This is a genomic window from Streptomyces sp. NPDC006372 (genome assembly GCF_040612515.1).
Lineage (GTDB): Bacteria > Actinomycetota > Actinomycetes > Streptomycetales > Streptomycetaceae > Streptomyces.
In genome coordinates this window covers 1-21,834 of record NZ_JBEXQJ010000041.1, presented here as the reverse complement: position 1 = coordinate 21,834, position 21,834 = coordinate 1, and the positions used below count along the sequence as shown (strand labels likewise).

Genomic DNA, 21,834 nt, shown 5'->3' with positions numbered 1-21,834 from the left:
GTGAGATGCCGGCCGGTTTCCGTCCGGTCGGCGGCACTCCCTCGGGGAGGCGGGCAAGAGCGGAGATCCTAGACGGGCGGGGGAGGCGACCGCCAACGGTTTTTTTCTCGTCCCCTAGGGGACGGGGGCGTCCTCCCGGAGGGGCAGGAGTCGGCCCGCAGGCGTACGAGCGGAGCGGGCAGGTTCGGTCCCGAGACCGACGCGGGCTTTACGGGCGAAAACGCACCATGGAGACATGAGCGCAGCAACCGTCTCCCCCGCCCCGGGCCCGAGCCGCCCGCCCGGCGCCACCGCCGTGACGGGCAGCCACCGTCATCGCCTCGGCGATGCCCTGCGCGCCGTCAAGGTCTTCGCGGGCGCCGCCTTCGACGTGATCATCCTCGGTCAGTACGGAGAGGAAGTGGGCGTGGTCCGCCGCAAGTGATCAGCTCTCGGCCAGGAGTTCGTCCGCGTCCACGATCCGGTACGCGTACCCCTGCTCCGCCAGGAAGCGCTGGCGATGGGCGGCGAAGTCCTGGTCGATGGTGTCCCGGGCGACCACGGAGTAGAAGTGGGCCTGGTGGCCGTCGGACTTCGGACGCAGCACCCGGCCGAGGCGCTGCGCCTCCTCCTGGCGTGAGCCGAACGTCCCGGACACCTGGATCGCGACCGTCGCCTCCGGCAGGTCGATCGAGAAGTTCGCGACCTTCGACACCACGAGCACGCTGATCTCGCCCTCCCGGAAGGCGTCGAACAGCTTCTCCCGCTGCGCGTTGGACGTCTCGCCCTTGATCACCGGCGCGCCCAGATGCTCACCCAGCTCGTCGAGCTGGTCGATGTACTGGCCGATGACGAGGATCTGCTGCCCGGCGAAACGGCGGACGATCGCCTCGGTGACCTTCCGCTTGGTGTCGGTCGTCGCACAGAAGCGGTACTTCTCCTCCGTCTCGGCCGTGGCGTACGCGAGCCGCTCGGAGTCCGTCAGGCTGACCCGGACCTCCACACAGTCGGCGGGCGCGATGTAGCCCTGCGCCTCGATCTCCTTCCAGGGCGCGTCGAACCGCTTGGGGCCGATCAGGGAGAACACGTCGGACTCGCGGCCGTCCTCGCGGACCAGGGTGGCCGTGAGGCCGAGGCGCCGACGGGCCTGGAGGTCGGCGGTGAACTTGAAGACCGGCGCGGGCAGCAGGTGCACCTCGTCGTAGACGATCAGCCCCCAGTCCCGCGAGTCGAACAGCTCCAGGTGCGGATAGACACCCTTCCGCCTCGTCGTCAGCACCTGGTACGTGGCGATGGTGACGGGCCGGATCTCCTTGCGCGTCCCGCTGTACTCGCCGATCTCGTCCTCGGTGAGCGACGTCCGCCGCACCAGCTCGTGCTTCCACTGCCGGGCGGAGACGGTGTTGGTGACGAGGATCAGCGTCGTGGACTTGGCCTGCGCCATCGACCCGGCACCGACCAGCGTCTTGCCCGCGCCACAGGGCAGGACGACCACGCCCGACCCGCCGTGCCAGAAGTTCTCCACGGCCTGCTTCTGGTACGGCCTGAGCGCCCAGCCGTCCTCGGCCAGCTCGATCGCGTGCGCCTCGCCGTCGACGTACCCGGCGAGGTCCTCGGCCGGCCAGCCCAGCTTCAGCAGGGTCTGCTTGATCTGCCCGCGCTCGGAGGGGTGCACGACGACCGTGTCCGGGTCGATCCGGGTGCCGACCAGCGGGGCGATCCGCTTCGACCGCAGCACCTCCTCCAGCACCGGACGGTCCGTGGTGGTCAGGACCAGGCCGTGCGCCGGGTGCTTGGACAGCGTGAGCCGGCCGTAGCGGTCCATCGTCTCGGCGATGTCGACGAGCAGCGCGTGCGGCACCGGGTAGCGGCTGTACTGCACCAGCGCGTCCACGACCTGCTCGGCGTCATGGCCCGCCGCGCGGGCGTTCCACAGACCCAGCGGGGTCACCCGGTAGGTGTGGATGTGCTCCGGCGCCCGCTCCAGCTCCGCGAACGGGGCGATGGCCCGGCGGCAGTCGTCGGCCTGCTCGTGGTCGACTTCCAGCAGCAGGGTCTTGTCGGACTGGACGATCAGCGGACCATTCACGCGCGGCACCCTTTCCCGTGGCCGGACGGCTCGGACGGTTCGAACGACTCGGCCAAACGTCCAGTGTGCCTGATCGTCCGCCCCCGGTGGTGTGATCTGCGCGGCCGGCGAATCGGATGCAGTCCTACTGAATGCCTTTTCATCCCAACGTGTGGTGTGAATTCAGTTTTTCCCTCGCGGCCCCGAAGAATGGCGAACCGTGCAGAACACGCCGACCACCACGCTCGGATACGCCCTGTTCGCCACCCGCTGGCTCCAGGCCCCGCTGTACTTCGGGCTGGTGGCCGCCCAGGGCGTCTACGTCTACAAGTTCTTCAAGGAGCTGTGGACCTTAATCCTGATGTGCGTGAGCGGGCACGCCACCGAGACGTACGTGATGCTCGCGGTGCTCAAGCTGGTCGACGTCGTCATGATCGCCAACCTGCTGATCATGGTGATCGTCGGCGGCTACGAGACCTTCGTCTCGCGCATCGGCCTCCAGGGCCACCGCGACCAGCCCGAATGGCTCTCGCACGTCAACTCCAACGTGCTGAAGGTCAAGCTCGCCACCGCGATCGTGGGGATCTCCTCGGTCCACCTGCTCCAGATGTTCGTGGACGTCCACCACACCTCCCACCACGCACTGCTGTGGGGGACGGTGATCCACATGGCGTTCATCGTCTCGGCCGCGATCCTCGCGTACATGTCGGGGCCGATGGCCGCGCAGAGCGATCGCGGACACGCCGACCGTGCGGCGGCCGGTCGCGCTCCCGGCGAGCGCACCCCGGCCGTCCACGCACCCGAGGAGCCGAAGCCCGAGGCCCCGGCCGTCACGCTGCCCGCCCCGCGCCAGGCCGAACCACTCGCGCGGGACGCCGACGCCGAGGCCCGGATCCGCGCGGCCGGCTTCCCGGCCCGCAAGCTGCTGGAGGACTTCGACCAGCAGCACCCCCGGGGCTTCGACCGCGAGACCGTGGCCCGGCTCGGCAAGGCGGACTTCGTCGCCGCCCGGCGCAACGTGGTGTTCGTCGGCCCGCCCGGCACCGGCAAGACCCACCTGGCCATCGGCCTGGGACTACGGGCCTGCCAGGCCGGGCACCGGGTGCTGTTCGCGACGGCGGCCGAGTGGGCCGCCCGGCTGTCCGAAGCCCGGGCCGCGGGCCGGCTCGACGAGGAACTGGCCGCTCTCGACGCGCACCCCCTGCTGATCGTCGACGAGGTCGGCTACACGCCCTTCGACGCGGCGACGGCCGGCCTGTTCTTCCAGCTGGTCGCGCACCGCTACGAGCGGGCCTCGCTGATCGTCACCAGCGACCGTCCGCTCGGCCGCTGGGACGAGGTCTTCGGCGCGTCCGCCCCGGCGATGACGGACCGCCTCGCCCATCACGCCGAACTCGTCCGGCTCGACGGCGACAGCTACCGGACGCGGCGCACTACCTCGGCATGGGCAGAGTGACGTTGTTGATCAGCGGGCCCTCGACGGAGACCCCCTCCGTGACCAGGGACTCCGGTCCGGCGCCCGGAAGGGGCAGCGGGAGCGCGGGCGGTGCGGCAGCGGCGGCGGAGGGCGCGAGCACGGCCACGAGGGCGACGGCGAGGAGAGCGACGGCGGGGAGCGTTTCACGCATGGGGACGACAGGCCCTTTCACGTACGGAGCGGTGAGGGGCGCCCGCACCGCGGGCCGGCCCGGAACGCGGGGACCGGCCCCGACGGGTGCGCGGAGGCGGATCAGATCTGCGGCGTCTCGATGACGAGACCGGCGGCATCGATGCCGATCGCCGCGGCCGGGGTGGCGAGTCCGCCGAACATCATCAGGGCGGCGGTGGCCAGGACGGCGGCGACTCGACGGGCAGCACGCATGCTGGGACTTCCTTTCGGCAGCGCTCACAGGGACACCCGGTGGCTGCCCCCGGGCACCAGGCGCGATGCGACCCGCCCGGAAAGGTCGCCCAAGGGTGGGAACTCCCCGGCGTGGCGTGCATGAACGCCGGTGTGCACCCGAACGAGTGAGCTCAGCCCGCGTCGTCCGCGAGCTCCGCGACCCCCGTGATCCGGTGCAGCGGATACGTACGGACCTCGTCCGCCGTGTGGTCGTACGCCGTGACGAATCCGCCCTCCACGCGGACCGGGGCGATGACCCGCTGGCTGGCGGTGCCCTCGGCGTTGACGTAGCCGATCCACAGGGCCTCGCCGGTCAGGACGGCGGCCTGCATGGTGGCGAGGGTCTCCGCGGAACCGGTGCGGGGCAGTTCCCCGTTGCCTGTCGGCGCCGTGCCGGGCTTGCGCGGGGTGGTGGAGGCGAGGTCACCGGCCCGGATGGCGCGCAGCGCCGCCGCGAGCAGGGTGTCGTCGGGGACCGGCGGGCCGTCCGGGACCGGCTCGGGCGCGCTGCGGGGCGGGGTGCGATGGGCGAGGGCACGGGTGATCAGCACATCGCCCTCGGCGGACTCGGCGGCCGGCGCGAACCCCATCGCGCGGAGCCCCTCCAGCAGCCCCGCCGGGTCGGCCTGCGCGGCCAGCACGGTCGGAGCGAGCCGGCGCAGCCCCAGAGTGGCGGCCCGCTTGTCCGCGAGGATCTCGCTGAGCACGGCGTCGTCGTCGCAGCGCACATACGCCGAGGCCGCGCCCACCCGCAGCTGCCCGTGCCTGCGGGCCACGTCGTCGATCAGGTAGGCGAGCGGCTGCGGCACCGGCGTACGGGAGTGCGCGGCGAGGAAGGCGTGCAGGTCGGAGGCGGCCTGCCCGGCGTCGAGGGCGCGCCGCACCGAGCCGGGCGTGAACCGGTAGACGGTCGCCCCGCCCTTGGACTCGACGTCCGCGAGCACCCCGAGCATGTCGGCGAGGTGCTTCTCCAGCGGGCCGGGCGCGACCGCCGTCAGATCGGCCTGGAGCAGCACGTGGTCCAGCGGTTCGGGCAGCAGGGGCGTGAGGAGCCGGACCGCGGCGGCGGAGGCGACGGCCTGCTCGGCCGGGGAGAGCCGGGCACGCGGCGGGGCCGGCCGGTGGTGGTGCACGGGGAGCTTGTCACCGGGACCGGAGGGCTCCGCCCCGGGGCCGGACGGCGCCGCCGGGGCGCCCAGCAGGGCCCGGCCGTGCGCCGACAGCGCGCCCCGGCCGGTGACCCCCAGCAGCTCCGCCTCGGACAGCGCCCACTCGGCGAGCCGGCCGCGCAGGTCGTCCTCGCGCCGGTCGCCCCGCAGCGGCCGCTCCCAGCGCAGCCGGGCCAGCACCGACCCGGTGTCCGGCGCGGCACCCTCCGGCAACCCGGCCAGCAGCCACAGCACCCGGTGCCGAACCTCGGGCGCCGCAGAACGGTCCAGGCCCGGCCCGAGCGCCGACAACGTGCGGTCCTTCGCGTCCCGCCCGCCCACCAGCCCGGCCGTCCGGGTCGCCGCGAGCCATGCCGTGGCCAGCCGCGACCAGCGTTCGGCGGGGGGCAGCTCCCGCCACTCGTCGTACTCCGGGGTCGCCGCGTACCGCTCGTCGGTCTCCCCGTCCGAGGCGATCAGGCCCGCCGCGTACGCCAGTTCCACCCAGAACGCGGCGACCGGCTCGGACGTGTCCAGCGCGACGGAGGTCCGCTTCAGGTCCCGCACGCTCAGCCCACCGGCCCGCAGCACCGCCGGGCCGCCCTCGTCCCAGTCCTTCAGCAGCTCCTCGACGGTCGCGAGCGCGGTGTACGCCTGCCCGGCCGCGGTGCTGTCCACAACCTGTGGACGATGAACGGCGGCGGCCTCGACCACCGGCGGCACCGGCTCGGGCGCCCGGTGCGCCAGCCCACGCCGCAGATGCAGGGCGACCTCACGCGGCAGCACGACCGTCCCGGGCGCCGTCGGCAGCAGCAGTCCCCGGTCCAGCAGCCAGCGCAGCCGGGGCGCCGGGTCGGGCGTGACCTGGCCGTACGGCGGCCCCCACACCAGGCGCTCCAGCACCTCCAGGGAGTCCGCCGGGGCCTTGGCGAGCAGCCGGTCCATCCGCTTCCGGTCCGTGAACAGGCCGGAGAGGGCGGTCACCGCGGAGACTGAGTCATGGGTCGAGGGCAGCCCGGCGGCCGCGACGATCTCCTGGATCCGCCCCGGCGACATCCCGGCCGTCGCCTCCTGGACCGTCGGGCCCAGACCCGTCGGCGAGGGGTGCTGCGGAGTGGGAGCCAGCAGCTCACGGGCGGTACGGACCAGCCGCAGCCGGTCGTCGCCGCCCCACACCAGGGCCTGCTCGCGCAGGGTGTCCAGGGCGTGCGGCAGGGCAACGACGACGGCCGGGTCTGCCTCGTCCCCGGCCATGAGCCCGAGCAGCTCGTCGTAGGTCGCCGGGTCCGCCGCCACGGCCAGGGCCTCCGCCGTCTGGAGCGCGAACCGGTCCAGCCGTTCCAGGGCCCGCACGACCGAGGCGCGGGTGCCGGCCCGGGTCGCGAGCTGCGTGAGGTCGGTCGGCACGGGCGTGATGAGATCCGGCCTGCTGCGCAGGAGCCTGCCCAGCGACACGTCGTCCCGCCCGCGGAGTGCTTCCGCGAGGGAACGGGGGGCCGGCGGCCTGTCCTCGGTGCTCATCCGGTCCACGTTAGCGGGTCGCCTCCGGCGGGTGAGCCGACTGCGCGCGGCCGGGCGCCGGGACGGTGCGGGGGCGGGGTCGGGGCTTTTGTGCCACCCGCCCGCACTCGCGGTACCGTCGTCCGACGGCGTCAGCCAACGCACACGCCCCGGAGGGGACTTCGTGGGGATTGAGAGCGACCAGGTCGTTTACGAGTATCTGAGCCGCGTCGGCGACGTGGCCCAGCAGCGGCAGTTGTCGTCGGCCACCCGCATGCGCCTGGTCGCCGATCTGCGCGAGGAGATCGACCGGCGCCGTGCGAAGGCCACCGTCGACTCGCCCGCCGCCGTCCGCCGCCTCCTGTCCCGCATCGGCAGCCCCGACGAGGTCGTCACGGCGGCCGCGGGCAGCGCCGGCACGACGGCCGCCGGTGCCCCGGAGGGCGTCTCCGCCGCCGTCCCCGCGCAGCGCGACCGGGAGCCGCGCGTGGCGGAGGAGGAGCGCGGTGAGCGCCCGAAGGGGGTGCTGCGGCGCGTCGTACCGCGTCCCCGCCCGGAGCGGTCCGCCGGGGAACCCCACCCCGCCGCCTCCGAGGGCGCGGCCCCGCCGCACCTGGCCGCCGGGAACGAACTCGGGGACAGCGTGGTCCAGCCGGACTGGTGGCGGGTGGACAGCAGCTCGTTCGGCGTGGGCGACGACGTGCCGGGGTTCGTGGGCGGTGTGGAGCTGCCGGACCTGCTGAAGCCGCCGCCGCAGCGAAAGGCGGGGACGGAGACGGAGAAGGAGGCGGAGAAGGAGCCCGCCCTGGTCGTCGAGGCGGCCGATGCGGCCGGCCCCCGGCGCCGCCGCCTCCCGGGTCTCCCGGCCGGCGGCTGGAGCAACCCCCTCCTGCTCGTCGCCGCGGGTCTCCTCGTCGCGGGAGCAGTCCTCGGCAACTGGTTCGTCCTGCTCCTCGGCTGGCTCATCGCGTACGCCTCCCGCCGTCTGACCCAGGCGGAGACGAAGTGGGCGGTCGTGATCCTGCCGGGCCTCGCCGTGGTGGGGGGGCTGGTCTGGATCTGGGGCAGGATGAACGATCGCTGGGGCGCCCCGATCGCCGAGGGGCATGTGAACGCGGCGGTGGCGGAGACGTGGCCGTGGGTGGTGCGGGGGGCGGCGGTGGCGTCAGCACTGTTCCTGGTGTGGCGGTCCCAGCGGCAGCGATGACTACTTGGCGGCGGGGCGTTGTCGCTGAGGCCGGGGCGTTGCGCAGCCCGGCGGTGCGGGGTGCCGCTGCGCCCACCCGTGCCGCCCTTGGCGGCACGTATGCCCGCAGCTAGGTGGGATCGGTGCCGGGCACAATGGCCCATATGGCAATCACCGTCGGCTTCGACCTCGACATGACCCTCATCGACTCCCGCCCCGGCATCCGCGCCTGCTACCAGGCACTGTCCGAGCGGACGGGGACCTACATCGACGCCGACCTGGCGGTCACGCGGCTCGGGCCGCCCCTGGCCGAGGAGCTGATCAACTGGTTCCCGGAGGAGGAGGTCGCGACCGTGGCCGACGTGTACCGGGAGATGTACCCGACCATCGCCATCGCCGAGACCCCGGCCCTGCCCGGCGCCCGGGAAGCCATAGCGGCCGTACGAGAGGCCGGCGGACGCGCGATAGTCGTCACCGCCAAGTACGAGCCCAACGCCAAACTGCACCTGGCCCACCTCGGCATCGAACCCGACGCGGTCATCGGCGACCTGTGGGCCGAGCAGAAGGCGGAGGCGCTGCGCGAGCACGACGCGGGCGTCTACGTCGGCGACCACGTCGGAGACGTACGCGGCGCCCGGACGGCCGGCGCGCTGTCGGTCGGGGTCGCCACCGGCCCCTGCCCGCCGGAGGAACTGCGTGCGGCGGGCGCGGACGTCGTTCTCACGGACCTGACCGAATTCCCCGGCTGGTTTTCGGACTACCGTCCCGCACGCGCCTGACGCCGGCCGGCTGCCACGGAACGGAGTACTCCCGCGCCGGCCAACAGGAATCCGACTGCCATGAGCATGCTCAATCCGAACATGTACGTCGGAAAGGGCGTCGTCCCGAGGAACAGAGGGGCGACCGTGACCAGTGTGGCCACGGCACCGATGAAGAACACGACGGCGCCGGCACGGACCAGACGGTCACCGGGAGCGGCGGAATTCGTTTGGGTTTTGTCACGCACCCGACCAGGGTAGTTCCCAGCGCGAAGGAACAACCGGGTGACGTCTTGTCACCGGCTGCAAGAGCATTAGCCTTGGTACCGGCGGGTCCGTACGACCCGCCCGAGTGCTATCAAGAGCCGTTTCAGAAGCAGTTTTCCGACGAGTACGAGGACGAGGACAGACGTGCCTACCGGCAAGGTCAAGTGGTTCAACAGCGAGAAGGGCTTCGGCTTTCTCTCCCGCGACGACGGCGGTGACGTCTTCGTCCATTCCTCGGTCCTCCCCGCCGGAGTCGAGACGCTCAAGCCGGGCCAGCGGGTGGAGTTCGGGGTCGTCGCCGGACAGCGCGGCGACCAGGCGCTGTCCCTGGCGATCCTGGACCCGACCCCGTCGGTGGCCGCCGCGACCCGCAAGAAGCCGGACGAGCTGGCCTCCATCGTCCAGGACCTGACGACGCTCCTGGAGAACATCACGCCGATGCTGGAGCGGGGCCGCTACCCCGAGAAGACCGCCGGCAAGAAGATCGCCGGCCTGCTGCGCGCGGTCGCCGACCAGCTGGACGTGTAGGCCGGCTACGGGAAACGGAGCCCGTTCGGGCCGAGGGGCGGTACCAGTCCCTCGGCCGCCGCACGGGTCAGCAGCCCGCGTACGGCGGCGTAGCCGTCCTCGCCGAGGTCGGCGGTGAACTCGTTGACGTACAGCCCGATGTGCTGGTCGGCGACGGCCGGGTCCATCTCCTGGGCGTGTTCCATGACGTACGGGCGGGACACCTCGGGGTCGTCCCAGGCGGCCCGTACGGACGTCCGGACGGAGTCGGCGAGGAGCCGCAGCTTCTGCTCGCCCAGCGACCGCTTGGCGATGATCGCGCCCAGCGGGATGGGCAGCCCGGTGGTGTCCTCCCAGTGCTCGCCCATGTCCGCGAGCTTGTGCAGCCCGTAGTTCCGGTACGTGAACCGCGCCTCGTGGATGACGAGCCCCGCGTCGACCTTCCCGTCCCGCACGGCCGGCATGATCTCGTGGAACGGCATGACGACGATCTCGCCGACCCCGCCGTCCACGGTGTCCGCGGCCCACAGCCGGAACAGCAGGTACGCGGTGGACTTCTCACTGGGCACGGCGACGGTACGGCCCGCAAGGTCGACGTCCGCCTCCCGCGTCAGCACCAGCGGCCCGCAGCCCCGCCCCAGCGCACCTCCGCAGGGCAGCAGCGCGTAGTCGTCGAGGACGTACGGCAGCACCGCGTACGACACCTTCAGCACGTCGAACTCGCCGCGCTCTGCCATGCCGTTGGTGATGTCGATGTCGGCGAAGGTCACGTCCAGCGCGGGGGCGCCGGGGACGCGGCCGTGCGCCAGGGCGTCGAAGACGAAGGTGTCGTTCGGGCAGGGGGAGTACGCGATCTGCAGCTGCTCAACTGTCATGCCGGTTCCAACTCTCCAGTACGGGCACGAGCTTCCCGAAACCCTCGGTCAAAGCGGCCAGGGCGTCCCCGATGCGCCACGCGGCACGATCCCGCGGCCCGACGGGATTGGAGATCGCCCGGACCTCCAGCACGGGCACCCCCTGCGCGACGGCGGCCTCGGCGACCCCGAACCCCTCCATGGCCTCGGCGAGCGCGGTGGGGTGCCGCTCGCGGAGCACGGCGGCGCGGGCCGCGGTCCCCGTCACGGTCGACACGGTGAGTACGGCGCCGCTCGGGGCTCCGGCCGCCTCGGCGGCCGACCGAACGAGGTCACCGGGCGGCTGATGCCTGACGGTCCCGAAACCGAGCTCGGTGACCGACAGGAAACCGTCCTCGGTCTCGGCCCCGAGATCGGCCGCGACGATCTCGTCGGCGACGACGAGCGTCCCCACAGGCGCGTCGGGCAGGAATCCCCCGCCGATCCCGGCGGAGACGACGAGGCCGTAGGGGCTGCCCCGGAAGGCGGCCGCGGTGAGGACAGAGGCGGTGGCGGCGGCGGCGAGACCGGGCCCGACACCGGCGGCGATCACGTCGACGGCACTACCGCCGCCGCCGTGGGCAAGGGCCCGGGCCACCGCGTCCCGCTCCACGGGAACAGCGGTGGCGACCAGCACCCGGCCCAGCTCAGCGGCAGCGATCAGGCGTCCTTCTTGAGCTTGAAGTTCCAGAGGCCCGAGGTGTCCTTCTCGCCCTCCTTGATGGACACCAGCGTCGAGTTGCCCTGCGCCCCGTACTGCGCGTTGAAGAACACGCTGCCCGGGATGGTGCGGTACGTCTTCGTGCTGGCGTCGGTCAGCGGCTGACCGTTCATCAGGATCGTCCAGCCCTTGTCGGCGATCTCCGGGTCGACACCGAAGCGCACGGTCTCGTCCGGGTCGACCGAGATGGTCTTGATGCCCTTGTCCTTCAGGCACTGCGTGAGGTCGGACGGCTTCAGGGTGTCGCCCTCGCCGCCACAGGTGGCCTCTGAGTTCACCGAGTCCTGACCCACGGTGACCGTGGCGATCGGCGTCGGCTTGTCACAGGCCGACAGGACGAGCAGTCCGGCGGATACGACGCCGGCGGCGGCGACGGCGCGGCGGCGTCGCACAGCACGGAATCCATCAGCGGCTTCGCCGCGGGGCAACCTGGTCATGGGCGAAGGCTATCGGGCACACGGGTCGGACCGCCCACGCGGGGTACGGCTCCGACGGAGATCCGTCGGACGGGCGCTACGCCACCCGCGTCCGTGTGCCACCGCGCCGGGCCGAGTCGATCAGCCCCCGCACCGTCGTCACCCAGCCCGCGCCGACGATGGCGGCGCCCACCGCCAGCCCGGCCGTCCCGTTGAGCGGCATCACGATGCCGATCGCCCCGCCCAGCACCCACGACATCTGCAGCAGCGTCTCGGAACGGGCGAACGCCGACGTACGGACCAGCTCGGGCACGTCCCGCTGGATCAGCGCGTCGAGGGACAGCTTGGCCAGGGCCTGCGCGAACCCGGCCATCGCGGCCAGGCCGGCCACCAGGACGGCACCGAAGAACAACGTCGCCAGGATCGCCACGCCGAACACGCACGCCACCACCGTCACGATGATGATCTCCGGAGCCCGGGACCGCAGCCAGGCCCCGACCGCCGTGCCGAGCGCATTGCCCGCGCCCGCCGAGACACCGACTGTCGCCAGCGACACGGCCGCGCTCTGGCCGGAGATCGGGTGCTCGCGGAGCAGGAAGGCCAGGAAGAAGATCAGGAAGCCGGTGAGACAGCGGATGGAGGCGTTGACGGCCAGGGCATGGGTCACCGCCGGGCCGACCGTGCGCAGCCCGGGGCGTTTGACGGGCCGGCGGTGCGGTCCGTGCAGGTGCTCTTCGTCCGCGGCCAGCAGGGCTCGGTCCTCGCCCTTGGCGGAGTCGACCTTCGGCGGCAGCCGGAACGACAGGAACGTCCCTGCCACGAAGATCGCGAAGGCGCCGAAGAGGGGCCAGCGCGGCCCGATCTGCTGAAGTCCGGCGCCGACCGGCGCGGCGATGCCGGTGGCGAGGAGCCCGCCCAGGGTGACGCGCGAGTTGGCCTTCACGAGGGAGAAGCCGGGCGGCAGCAGCCGGGGCACGACCGCGCTTCTGACCACCCCGTACGCCTTCGAGGCGACGAGGACGCCGAGTGCCGCCGGGTACAGCTCGATGCTGCCGCTGACGACCGCGCCGGACAGGACGATCGCGAGCAGCGCCCGGGCGAGCATCGCGCAGGCCATCGCCGCGCGGCGGCCGTGCGGGACGCGGTCGAGGAGGGGGCCGATCACCGGCGCGAGGAGGGTGAAGGGCGCCATGGTGATGGCGAGGTACAGCGCGACACGGCCACGGGCCTCGTCGGTCGGCACGGAGAAGAACACGGTCGACGCGAGGGCGACGGTGATCATCATGTCCCCGGCGCCGTTCACACCGTGCAGCTCGATCAGCTTGCCGAGGCCGGACTCGCCGGCGCCGTGGGCGTGGGTGGCCTTGCGGATGCCGCGGGCGGTGCCGGTCACCGGGAAGTGCAGGGCACGGCCGACTCTGCGGAGGGGGCCGCCCAGACGGCCCGTTCCGCTCAGTCGGCTGTTTCCCTTGACCCCTTTCGACCCACCGGTCCCGGTGGCGCCCGGGGGCGTCTTCGCGGCTGCCACGTCGTCATAGTGCCCCGTGAAGGCTGTGGGTAGTGCCATTACCGCTTGTATAGGGCCTGTGGGGTGACTGTCCGATTGGTCGGGTCATGGCACCGTCGGTGTACGCGAAGTGGGGCGGAAGGGTAGCGTGCGTATCTCGGCCATCCCGCAGAATGGATGAAGGACGTCGACGCGGTCCTCCGGTCCGCTCCGTCCGCCCTGGCGCTGGGAGTGGCGCACTCGTGAGACGGCGTATGGAGAGAAGCGATACCTGTGAGCGCAGCGACAACGCGAAGCCGCACCCCTGACCGTCTGTGCGCCGAGGCCGTCGACCTCGCGCGCGGCGCCGCCGAGGAGGCGGCCGCGCCCGGTGTGGTCGGCGAGCACGTGGGTCTGGTCTCCGAGGGAGACCGCGTTGTCACGCACTTCTTCGAGTGCCGGGAGCTCGGGTACCGGGGCTGGCGCTGGGCCGTGACGGTGGCCCGGGCGTCCCGCGCGAAGATCGTCACGGTGGACGAGGCGGCGCTGCTGCCCGGCCCGGACGCGGTGCTCGCCCCCGAGTGGGTGCCGTGGAGCGAGCGGCTGCGCCCGGGCGACATGGGCCCGGGTGACCTGCTGCCCACCGACGCCGAGGACCTCCGGCTGGAGCCGGGCTTCTCCGGCGAGGACGAGCCGGCGCCGAACTCGGCCGTGTCGCACGAGATGGCCGACCTGGTGGAGGCGGAGGACGCGGACGTCACCTCCGGCCCGCCGGCCCGCCTTCCCTTCACCCCGTCCCGCGGCTCGATCGCGGCGGTGGCGGAGGAACTGGGCATGCGCCGCGCCCGGGTGCTCTCCCGCTACGGCCTGCACACCGCGGCCGATCGCTGGGAGGAGGCGTTCGGCGCCAAGACCCCCATGGCCCAGTCGGCCCCCGCGGCGTGCGTCACCTGCGGCTTCCTCGTCCCCGTCGGCGGCTCCCTGGGCCAGGCCTTCGGCGTCTGCGCCAACGAGTTCTCCCCGGCCGACGGCCGGCTCGTCTCCCTGTCCTACGGCTGCGGCGGCCACTCCGAGGCCGCGGTCATGCCCCGGCCCCCGCAGCCGGCCCCGCCGGTGATCGACGAGACGCGGGTGGACCCGTTCCCCCTGCGCCCGGCACCCGACTCGGGTTCGGTGCCGGCGACGTCGGACCAGGACAGCGAGGAACTGGGGCACTCCTAGTCACCCCGGCCGGGCGTACACCCCCCGCTCCGCAGGCGGTACCTTCGTCCTCACGTCGACGAGGAGAAGGAACGGAACGTGAGCAGCAAGTTCGTGCGGCCCGCCGCCGAGGGGGCCGACCCGTTCGGTACGGCCCGCCTGCGGCGCGGTGTCCTCGACGCCTGGGCCACCAGCCCCGCCCGGTTCCGTGAGGACGCCAACGCCGAGGAGGACCTCGTCCTCGGCGGCTACCGGGACCGGCTCGTCGTCGAGCTCGCCCAGAACGCCGCCGACGCGGCGGCCCGGGCCGGAGTGCCGGGGCGGTTGCGGCTCACCCTGCGGGAGGGCGTTCTCGTCGCCGCCAACACCGGGGCACCGCTGGACGCGGCCGGGGTCGAGTCGCTGTCCACCCTGCGGGCGTCGGCGAAGCGCGAGACGAGCGAGCACGCCGTAGGACGTTTCGGCGTCGGGTTCGCCGCCGTCCTGGCCGTCACCGACGAGCCCGCGCTCGTCGGCCGGCACGGCGGGGTCCGCTGGTCCCTCGCCGAGGCCCGGGAACTGGCCGCCGACACCGCCCGGCACAGCCCCGGGCTCGGAGACGAGATCCGGCGGCGCGACGGGCACGTGCCGCTGCTGCGGCTGCCGTTCGCCGCCGAGGGCTCCGCGCCCGGCCCGTACGACACGGCCGTCATCCTCCCCCTGCGCGACACCGCGGCCGCCGACCTCGCCGAACGCCTGCTGCGGGCCGTGGACGACGCCCTGCTGCTCGCCCTTCCCGGCCTCGAAGAGGTCGTCGTGGAGATCCACGGCGAGAGCCCCCGGACGGTCTCCCGCCGCACCGACGGCCCCTTCACGGTCGTCGACGACTCCCTCGGCGGCGTCACCCACTGGCGCACCTGCGCCGCGCGCGGCCCCCTCACCCCGGACCTGCTCGCCGGCCGGCCCGTCGAGGAGCGGCTGCGCCCCCACTGGTCGGTCACCTGGGCCGTGCCCGTCGACGCCGACGGCAGCCCGGCCCGGCCCCGCACCAGCCCGGTCGTGCACGCCCCCACCCCCAGCGACGAGCCGCTCGGCGTCCCGGCCCTGCTCATCGCCTCCTTCCCGCTGGACTCCACCCGCCGGCACGCCGCCCCGGGCCCGCTGACCGACTTCCTGGTCCGGCGCGCCGCCGACGCGTACGCCGAACTCCTCGGCGACTGGCGGCCGGTGACCGCCGGACTCGTCGACCTCGTGCCCGGCCCGCTCGGCCAGGGCGAGCTGGACGGCGCCCTGCGCCAGGCGATCCTGGAGCGGCTGCCCCGCACATCGTTCCTCCCGCCCGCCGTCCCGCCGGCCGCCCACGAGGGTGATGACGAACTGCCGGAGTCCCTGCGTCCCCGGGACGCCGAGATCGTCGAGGGCGCGGGCGCGGACACCGTGCGGGTGCTCGCCGAGGTGCTGCCCACGCTGCTGCCCGCCGGGCTGGAACGGCGCGCCGAGCTGCGCACGCTGGGCGTGGCACGCGTCCCGCTGACCGACGCGATCGACCGGCTGGCCGGGCTGGAGAAGGAGCCCGGCTGGTGGCGGCGGCTCTACGACAGCCTGGCCGGGGTGGACCCGGACCGGCTGTCGGGACTGCCCGTGCCGCTCGCGGACGGCCGTACGACGATCGGCCCCCGGCAGGTGCTCCTGCCCAGCGCGGAGGCCGCCCGGATCGACCCGGAGGTGCTGGCCCGGCTCGGCCTGAAGGTCGCGCACCCGGACGCCGCGCACCCGATCCTGGAGAAGCTGGGCGCCCTGCCCGCGACCCCGCGGGCCGTCCTCACCACCCCGCAGGTGCGGGCCGCCGTCGCCGCGTCGCTCGACGACGAGGGCGGCGTGAACTGGGAGGAGGACGGGCTCGACGCCGAGGAGCTGGCCGACACCGTGCTCGCTCTGGTGCGGGACGCCGGCCTGGAGCCCGGTGACGAGCCCTGGCTCGGTGCGCTCGCCCTGCCCGACGAGGACGGCGAACCGGCCCCGGCCTGCGAACTCGTCTACCCCGGCGGCCCCTTCGCCCAGGTCATGCGCGAGGGCGAACTGGCCGCGGTGGACGCCGAACTGGCCGGCAAGTGGGGCGAGCAGCCCCTGGCGGCCTGCGGGGTGCTGGTGACCTTCGCGCTCGTCCGGGCCACCGATGTCGTCCTCGACCCCGACGAACTGGAGCCCCGCGAGGGCGACTTCGCGGAGCCCGACGACCCGGGCCTGCTCGACGCGGTCGACGTGTGGGCGGAGGACGTCCTCGACCGTTTCCCGGACAGCCCGGTACCCCCGGTCGCCACCGAGATCATCGCCGTCCGCGATCTGGACCTGGTCGACGAGGACAAGTGGCCCCAGGCCCTGGCCCTGCTGTCGCAGCCGCCCCTGCGGGACGCGATCGTCCAGCCGGTACGGATCCTGCTGCACGACGGCACGCACGAGGCCGTACGCCCGTACACCGCCTGGTGGCTGCGCGGGAACCCGGTCCTCGACGGCCGCCGTCCCGCGGGCCTGCGCTCGGCGGGCGGCGACCCCCTCCTGCGCGGCCTCTACGACGAGGCCGACGCCACCGGCTTCGACGACGAACAGGTGCTGCGGGCGCTGGGCGTGCGGACGTCCGTCGCCGCGCTGCTCGACGAGCCCGGCGGGGCCGCCGAACTCCTCGACCGCCTCGCCGACCCCGAGCGCGAGGTGACGGACGCGCAGCTGCACGCGCTGTACGGCGGGTTGGCCGAGCTTGACCCGGAGCAGGTGACCCTGCCGGACGACCTGCGCGCGGTCATCGACGGGCACGTCGAGGTGGTGGACGCGGCGGAGGCCGTCGTGTGCGACTCCCCGGACCTGCTGCCGTTCACCTCCGGTGTCCCCCTCCTCCCGGTCCGCCCCTCCCGCGCCGCCGACCTGGCCGAGCTGTTCCAGGTGCGGCGGCTGAGCGAGTCGGTGACGGGGCAGGTCACGTCCGAGGGTGTGGAGCACGACGTACCGGAGCCGGTCCGTGTGCTCCTGGGCCGGCTGACCCCGTCCTCCTACATCGAGCACGAGGAACTCGTCGTCGACGGCGTGGAGATCGACTGGCGCCTGACGGACGACGGCGTCCTGCACGCCGCCACCCTGGAGGGCGTCGCCGCGGGTCTGGCCTGGGCGGCCGGGCAGTGGCCGCGGCGGTTCGAGGTGGCGGCCCTGCTGGAGGATCCGTCGCGGACGGAGGAGCTGGCGCGGGACCGGTGGTTCGACTGACGGAGGGTCGTGTGATTTTTTCTCCACACGAATTCTTCACCTCTCGTACAACCTTTCCACCCCCTGGCGGATCTGATCGCGTGAGTCAGCAGACTCCACGATCACCTGGGCCCCTGGAGCCGACGACGAGCACCGGGGCCCCTCTCCACCTGGGGAACGCATGCGCATTCGAGCCACCGTGGCCGCCGTCACCGGCGCCCTGGCCCTGTCCGCCCTCGCCGTGCCTGCCGCGCAGGCCGACGGCGGGGCCGGTGACACCACGATCACCAAGGTCGTCGTCGACGGCGACAACGCGGCGTCCGTGGGTACGTCCGTCGCGAAGACCATCAAGGTCAGCGTGACGGCGAAGGACGACTCGGGCATAGCGGGCGCCGACGAGTTCACGCTGCAGGGCCCCGACTTCGGCCTCTTCACGACGTCCAGGCCGACGTGCACGGCGGTCAGCTCCACCACCTCCACCTGCACCGCCTCGGTGCTGGTGGACCCGAAGGTCGACTTCCTCAGCAACGCCAACGCCGGCACCTGGTACGTCGAGGCCTGGGTCGACGCCAAGGACGACGACTTCGTGTGGAAGGAGAAGGCCGGTTCCTTCAAGTTCCAGCGGGCTTCCCAGCTGACGGTCAACGCCTCGCCCGAGCCCGTGAAGAAGGGCAAGACCATCACGGTCACCGGCAAGCTGGCCCGCGCCAACTGGGAGACCCTCAAGTACGCCGGCTACACCAACCAGTCGGTGAAGCTGCAGTTCCGCAAGAAGGGCTCCGACACCTACACCACGCTGAAGACGATCAAGTCCAACTCGACGGGTGAGCTGAAGACCACGGTCACGGCCTCCACGGACGGCTACTTCCGCTACTCCTTCGCGGGCACGACCACCACTCCGGCGATCAACGCCGCGGGCGACTTCGTCGACGTGCAGTAAAGACGCCCCGCTAGGGGCGCGGGGAACTGCGCGCTCAGCCACAACGGCGCCGCACTCAACCGGAAGAGCGGCGGTCCACCCACCTCCACACGAGCTCAAGTGCGACCGCCGCCACCACCGCAACCCCCACCCCCGCCCACGGCATGGTGACCCCCACCAGCTTCAACGCGAAGAAGTGCTGCAGCGAGGGCACCACCAGCACCACCAGGAACGCCCCGCCCATGGCGGCGACCAGGGCGACCCGCCACCAGGTGTACGGGCGGGCGACGATCGCCAGGACCCACATCGAGATGAGGAACAGCGTGAGCGTCGCGACGCTGGTCTCCGCGTCCAGGGCGCCCGGGCCCGTGTAGTACTCCCGGGCGATCAGATACGTCACGAAGGTCGCCACCGCGGCCACGACCCCGCCCGGGATCGAGTACCGCATCACCCGCCGCACGAAATGCGGCCGCGCACGCTCCTTGTTGGGCGCGAGCGCGAGGAAGAAGGCCGGGACACCGATCGTCAGCGTGGACAGCAGGGTCAGGTGGCGCGGCAGGAACGGGTACTCGACCTGTGAGCAGACCACCAGGACCGCCAGCAGCACCGAGTAGACCGTCTTCACCAGGAACAGCGTCGCGACCCGCGTGATGTTGCCGATGACGCGGCGCCCCTCGGCCACCACCGAGGGCAGCGTCGCGAAGCTGTTGTTCAGCAGCACGATCTGCGCCACCGCCCGGGTCGCCTCCGAGCCGGACCCCATCGCGACGCCGATGTCGGCGTCCTTCAGGGCGAGGACGTCGTTCACGCCGTCGCCCGTCATCGCGACCGTGTGCCCGCGCGACTGCAACGCGCCCACCATGGTCCGCTTCTGCTGTGGCGTGACCCGGCCGAAGACCGTGCCGTCGTCGAGCGACCGCGCCATCCCGTCCCGCTCGGCGGGCAGCTCGCGGGCGTCCACGGCGGTCCCGGCCAGCCCCAGCTTGGCGGCGACCGCGCCGACCGACACCGCGTTGTCGCCGGAGATGACCTTGGCGGCCACGTCCTGGTCGGCGAAGTAGCGCAGCGTGTCGGCCGCGTCCGGCCGCAGCCGCTGCTCCAGCACGACCAGGGCGGTGGGCCGCGCCCCCTCGGTCACCTCGGGGTCCTCGAGGTCCCGGTCGACCCGGGCGAGCAGCAGCACCCGCAGGCCCTGCTCGTTCAGCCGCTCGGTCTCGGTGAGGGCCGGGTCGTCGCCGGGCAGCAGCACGTCCGGCGCGCCCAGCAGCCAGCTGCCGCTCTGCCCGTCGCCCTCGCTGAACGCGGCGCCGCTGTACTTGCGGGCCGAGGAGAAGGGCAGCGCCTGGGTGCAGCGCCAGCCGTCGACGGCCGGGTAGCTGTCGATGATCGCCCGCAGTGAGGCGTTCGGCCGCGGGTCCGACTCGCCGAGGGCGCCGAGCACCTTGCGTACGTACGTCTCGTCGGCGCCCTGGAGGGGCCGCAGCTCGGTGACGTCCATGCCGCCCTCGGTGAGGGTGCCGGTCTTGTCCAGGCAGACCGTGTCGACCCGGGCCAGCCCCTCGATCGCGGGCAGTTCCTGGACGAGGCACTGCTTGCGGCCCAGCCGGATCACGCCGATGGCGAAGGCGACGGAGGTGAGCAGGACCAGCCCCTCCGGGACCATCGGGACGATCCCGCCGACCGTCCGCGCCACAGAGTCCTTGAAGGGGTTGTCCTTCACGAACAGCTGGCTGATGATCAGGCCGATCGCGGTCGGGACCATCATCCACGTCACGTACTTGAGGATCGTGGAGATACCCGAGCGCAGCTCGGAGTGGACCAGGGTGAACCGGGACGCCTCCTCGGCGAGCTGCGCGGCGTACGCCTCCCGCCCGACCTTCGTGGCCTGGAAGGCCCCGGCGCCCGCCACCACGAAGCTGCCGGACATCACCTGCTCACCGGGGCGCTTGACGACCGGGTCGGCCTCGCCGGTGAGCAGCGACTCGTCGATCTCCAGACCGTCGGCCTCGACGCAGACGCCGTCGACGACGACCTTGTCGCCCGGCCCGATCTCGATCAGGTCGTCGAGGACGATCTCGGAGGTGCTGATCTGCCCGGAGGTCCCGTCCCGGCGGACGGTGGGCCGCGCCTCGCCGATCAGCGCGAGCGAGTCCAGCGTCTTCTTCGCCCGCCACTCCTGGACGATCCCGATGCCCGTGTTGGCGAGGATCACGAAGCCGAACAGGCTGTCCTGGATCGGCGCGACGACCAGCATGATCAGCCAGAGCACGCCGATGATCGCGTTGAAGCGGGTGAAGACGTTCGCGCGGACGATGTCGACGGTGGAGCGGCTGCTGCGCACCGGCACGTCGTTGACCTGTCCGCGCTCCACCCGTTCGGCGACCTGAGCACCGGTCAGGCCGGTCACGCGCGAGGTGACCGCCCCCGGCCGCGTGGAGTCGAGCCGGGCACCCGCGTCGAGATGCGTCATGCATTCGACGGTACGTGCGGATTTGCCGCCTCACCTGCCGAATGCGCGGAAGATCCGACCTGGGGAGGAGAGCCGCCGGGCCCTGGTCGTACGGCGGTTGTACGCCCCCGGATCACCGTCGGACCCTGGTGCCACTCCGGGGCGTCAGCCCGTCCGGCGGGCGGTGAACAGCAGGTACTCCCACTCCAGGACGGTCCGTCCGCCGCCCGCCCCGAGGTCGCTGTCGCGCGCCAGGTCCGCCAGGCCGCGGTCCAGGGCGGCGACGCGCTCGGGGTCGCCGGCGATGTTCTTGTAGACGCTGATCGTGGGTCCGTAGCGTTCCTTGAAGTAGTCGCGGAACGCGTCGGGCGTCCCGAAGCGCTCGACCCGGACGGTCCGGCGTTCGGCGCGCACGTCCGTGACCCGGTCTCCGAGGAGCGCGCGCACATGGTCCTCGTCTCCCCACAGCGGGGGCGGCAGCGCGCCCGGTGGGGGCGGTGGCGCGTACGGCTTCATCGTGGTGAACATCCGGCCGATGAAGCCCTGGGGCGTCCAGTTCAGCAGTCCGATGGTGCCGCCCGGCCGGCAGACCCGGGCGAGTTCGTCGGCGGCCCGCTGGTGGTGCGGGGCGAACATGACCCCGACGCAGGACAGCACGGTGTCGAACTCCGCGTCGCCGAACGGCAGGGCTTCGGCGTCGGCCTCCTGCCAGGTGAGGTGGGCGCCCGCCTTCTCCGCGACCGGCCTGCCGGCCTCGAACAGTTCCGGGGCCAGGTCGGAGGCGATGACGTCCGCGCCGGTCAGGGCCGCCGGGATCGCGGCATTGCCGGAGCCGGCGCCCACGTCCAGCACCCGTTGGCCGGAACGCACGCCGCACGCCTCGACCAGGACCGCTCCGAGTTCCGGGATGACCTCGGCGGCCAGGGACGGGTAGTCGCCCTGGGCCCACATCGCCCGGTGCTTCGCCTTCAGCGCCCGGTCGGCCTCGACCGCGCCGTTCCGCGTCGTCATGGCTGCGCTCCTCCCGCTTCCTTTTGAGCGTAGGGAGGGTGTGGGCGGGTGTCTTGTCGGAGCGTGCGGGTGCGGGCGCGCGTAGTGCCTACGGATTCGTCGTGGGTCGGGGCCGCGTCGGGGGGTGTCCGTCCTCGGAACGGCGCGATGGGGTGTCACACCGACTCACTGGCGTTGACGTCCCTCCACCAGGGCACCACCGAGATCATGCTCTCCCTCGGCCTCGCCGAC

General features: G+C 72.8%; 19 protein-coding genes. 8 read left to right on the top strand and 11 right to left on the bottom strand.

Annotation, left to right across the window (positions count from 1 at the left end; all coding sequences use genetic code 11):
* Window positions 1–235 precede the first annotated feature (235 nt).
* A complete protein-coding gene (locus tag ABZ016_RS37185; RefSeq protein WP_356921161.1) occupies window positions 236–424 on the top strand; it encodes a hypothetical protein in 189 nt (62 codons plus the stop codon).
* Here ABZ016_RS37185 and ABZ016_RS37180 read toward each other — a convergent pair whose 3' ends face one another.
* The gene (locus tag ABZ016_RS37180) at window positions 425–2,068 is read right to left on the bottom strand and encodes a DNA repair helicase XPB (RefSeq protein ID WP_356921160.1); all 1,644 of its coding nucleotides are present in this window, start codon (window positions 2,066–2,068) and stop codon (window positions 425–427) included. It lies immediately after the preceding gene.
* Between the two features lie 199 nt (window positions 2,069–2,267).
* Between ABZ016_RS37180 and istB the strand changes: the two genes are divergently transcribed.
* A complete protein-coding gene (istB, locus tag ABZ016_RS37175; protein ID WP_356921159.1) occupies window positions 2,268–3,503 on the top strand; it encodes an IS21-like element helper ATPase IstB in 1,236 nt (411 codons plus the stop codon).
* Here the strand turns inward: istB and ABZ016_RS37170 are convergent.
* From ABZ016_RS37170 to ABZ016_RS37160, 3 genes are all read right to left on the bottom strand, one after another.
* Window positions 3,481–3,675: a hypothetical protein gene (locus ABZ016_RS37170; protein ID WP_356921158.1), complete on the bottom strand. Its 195-nt coding sequence runs from the start codon at window positions 3,673–3,675 to the stop codon at window positions 3,481–3,483. The genes istB and ABZ016_RS37170 overlap by 23 nt on opposite strands.
* Window positions 3,676–3,776: 101 nt before the next feature.
* Window positions 3,777–3,908 (bottom strand): hypothetical protein, encoded by a 132-nt coding sequence (locus tag ABZ016_RS37165; RefSeq protein ID WP_356921157.1) that lies wholly within the window; start codon window positions 3,906–3,908, stop codon window positions 3,777–3,779.
* A gap of 152 nt (window positions 3,909–4,060) precedes the next feature.
* Window positions 4,061–6,598, bottom strand: coding sequence for a helicase C-terminal domain-containing protein (locus ABZ016_RS37160; RefSeq protein WP_356921156.1), 2,538 nt, complete (start codon window positions 6,596–6,598; stop codon window positions 4,061–4,063).
* Window positions 6,599–6,761: 163 nt separating this feature from the next.
* On the opposite strand from ABZ016_RS37160, the gene ABZ016_RS37155 reads away from it, so the two are divergent.
* A complete protein-coding gene (locus ABZ016_RS37155; protein ID WP_356921155.1) occupies window positions 6,762–7,784 on the top strand; it encodes a hypothetical protein in 1,023 nt (340 codons plus the stop codon).
* 134 nt (window positions 7,785–7,918) lie between these two features.
* Window positions 7,919–8,542 (top strand): HAD family hydrolase, encoded by a 624-nt coding sequence (locus tag ABZ016_RS37150; RefSeq protein WP_356921154.1) that lies wholly within the window; start codon window positions 7,919–7,921, stop codon window positions 8,540–8,542.
* Here ABZ016_RS37150 and ABZ016_RS37145 read toward each other — a convergent pair.
* The gene (locus ABZ016_RS37145) at window positions 8,521–8,769 is read right to left on the bottom strand and encodes a hypothetical protein (RefSeq protein WP_356921153.1); all 249 of its coding nucleotides are present in this window, start codon (window positions 8,767–8,769) and stop codon (window positions 8,521–8,523) included. The genes ABZ016_RS37150 and ABZ016_RS37145 overlap by 22 nt on opposite strands.
* Window positions 8,770–8,932: 163 nt before the next feature.
* On the opposite strand from ABZ016_RS37145, the gene ABZ016_RS37140 reads away from it, so the two are divergent.
* Complete coding sequence (locus tag ABZ016_RS37140; RefSeq protein ID WP_003991106.1) at window positions 8,933–9,316, top strand: cold-shock protein; 384 nt, start codon at window positions 8,933–8,935, stop codon at window positions 9,314–9,316.
* Between the two features lie 5 nt (window positions 9,317–9,321).
* On the opposite strand, the gene ABZ016_RS37135 is transcribed toward ABZ016_RS37140, so the two are convergent.
* The 4 genes from ABZ016_RS37135 to ABZ016_RS37120 all read right to left on the bottom strand — a co-directional run bounded on the left by ABZ016_RS37135 (window position 9,322) and on the right by ABZ016_RS37120 (window position 12,853).
* Complete coding sequence (locus ABZ016_RS37135) at window positions 9,322–10,170, bottom strand: 1,4-dihydroxy-6-naphthoate synthase (protein WP_356921152.1); 849 nt, start codon at window positions 10,168–10,170, stop codon at window positions 9,322–9,324.
* The gene (locus ABZ016_RS37130; RefSeq protein ID WP_356921151.1) at window positions 10,160–10,825 is read right to left on the bottom strand and encodes a futalosine hydrolase; all 666 of its coding nucleotides are present in this window, start codon (window positions 10,823–10,825) and stop codon (window positions 10,160–10,162) included. Before ABZ016_RS37130 ends, ABZ016_RS37135 begins: the two co-directional genes overlap by 11 nt.
* Window positions 10,826–10,848: 23 nt before the next feature.
* Window positions 10,849–11,346, bottom strand: a complete 498-nt coding sequence (locus ABZ016_RS37125; RefSeq protein ID WP_356921150.1) for a DUF2771 domain-containing protein — start codon at window positions 11,344–11,346, stop codon at window positions 10,849–10,851.
* Window positions 11,347–11,422: 76 nt separating this feature from the next.
* The gene (locus tag ABZ016_RS37120; RefSeq protein ID WP_356921200.1) at window positions 11,423–12,853 is read right to left on the bottom strand and encodes an MFS transporter; all 1,431 of its coding nucleotides are present in this window, start codon (window positions 12,851–12,853) and stop codon (window positions 11,423–11,425) included.
* Between the two features lie 252 nt (window positions 12,854–13,105).
* Between ABZ016_RS37120 and ABZ016_RS37115 the strand changes: the two genes are divergently transcribed.
* From ABZ016_RS37115 to ABZ016_RS37105, 3 genes are all read left to right on the top strand, one after another.
* The gene (locus ABZ016_RS37115) at window positions 13,106–14,032 is read left to right on the top strand and encodes a DUF3027 domain-containing protein (protein ID WP_356921149.1); all 927 of its coding nucleotides are present in this window, start codon (window positions 13,106–13,108) and stop codon (window positions 14,030–14,032) included.
* 78 nt (window positions 14,033–14,110) lie between these two features.
* A complete protein-coding gene (locus ABZ016_RS37110; protein WP_356921148.1) occupies window positions 14,111–17,245 on the top strand; it encodes a molecular chaperone Hsp90 in 3,135 nt (1,044 codons plus the stop codon).
* A gap of 160 nt (window positions 17,246–17,405) precedes the next feature.
* The gene (locus ABZ016_RS37105) at window positions 17,406–18,164 is read left to right on the top strand and encodes a calcium-binding protein (protein ID WP_356921147.1); all 759 of its coding nucleotides are present in this window, start codon (window positions 17,406–17,408) and stop codon (window positions 18,162–18,164) included.
* A gap of 55 nt (window positions 18,165–18,219) precedes the next feature.
* Here the strand turns inward: ABZ016_RS37105 and ABZ016_RS37100 are convergent, their stop codons facing one another.
* Window positions 18,220–20,613, bottom strand: a complete 2,394-nt coding sequence (locus ABZ016_RS37100; protein ID WP_356921146.1) for an HAD-IC family P-type ATPase — start codon at window positions 20,611–20,613, stop codon at window positions 18,220–18,222.
* A gap of 144 nt (window positions 20,614–20,757) precedes the next feature.
* Window positions 20,758–21,603, bottom strand: a complete 846-nt coding sequence (locus ABZ016_RS37095; RefSeq protein ID WP_356921145.1) for a class I SAM-dependent methyltransferase — start codon at window positions 21,601–21,603, stop codon at window positions 20,758–20,760.
* Between the last annotated feature and the right edge of the window lie 231 nt (window positions 21,604–21,834).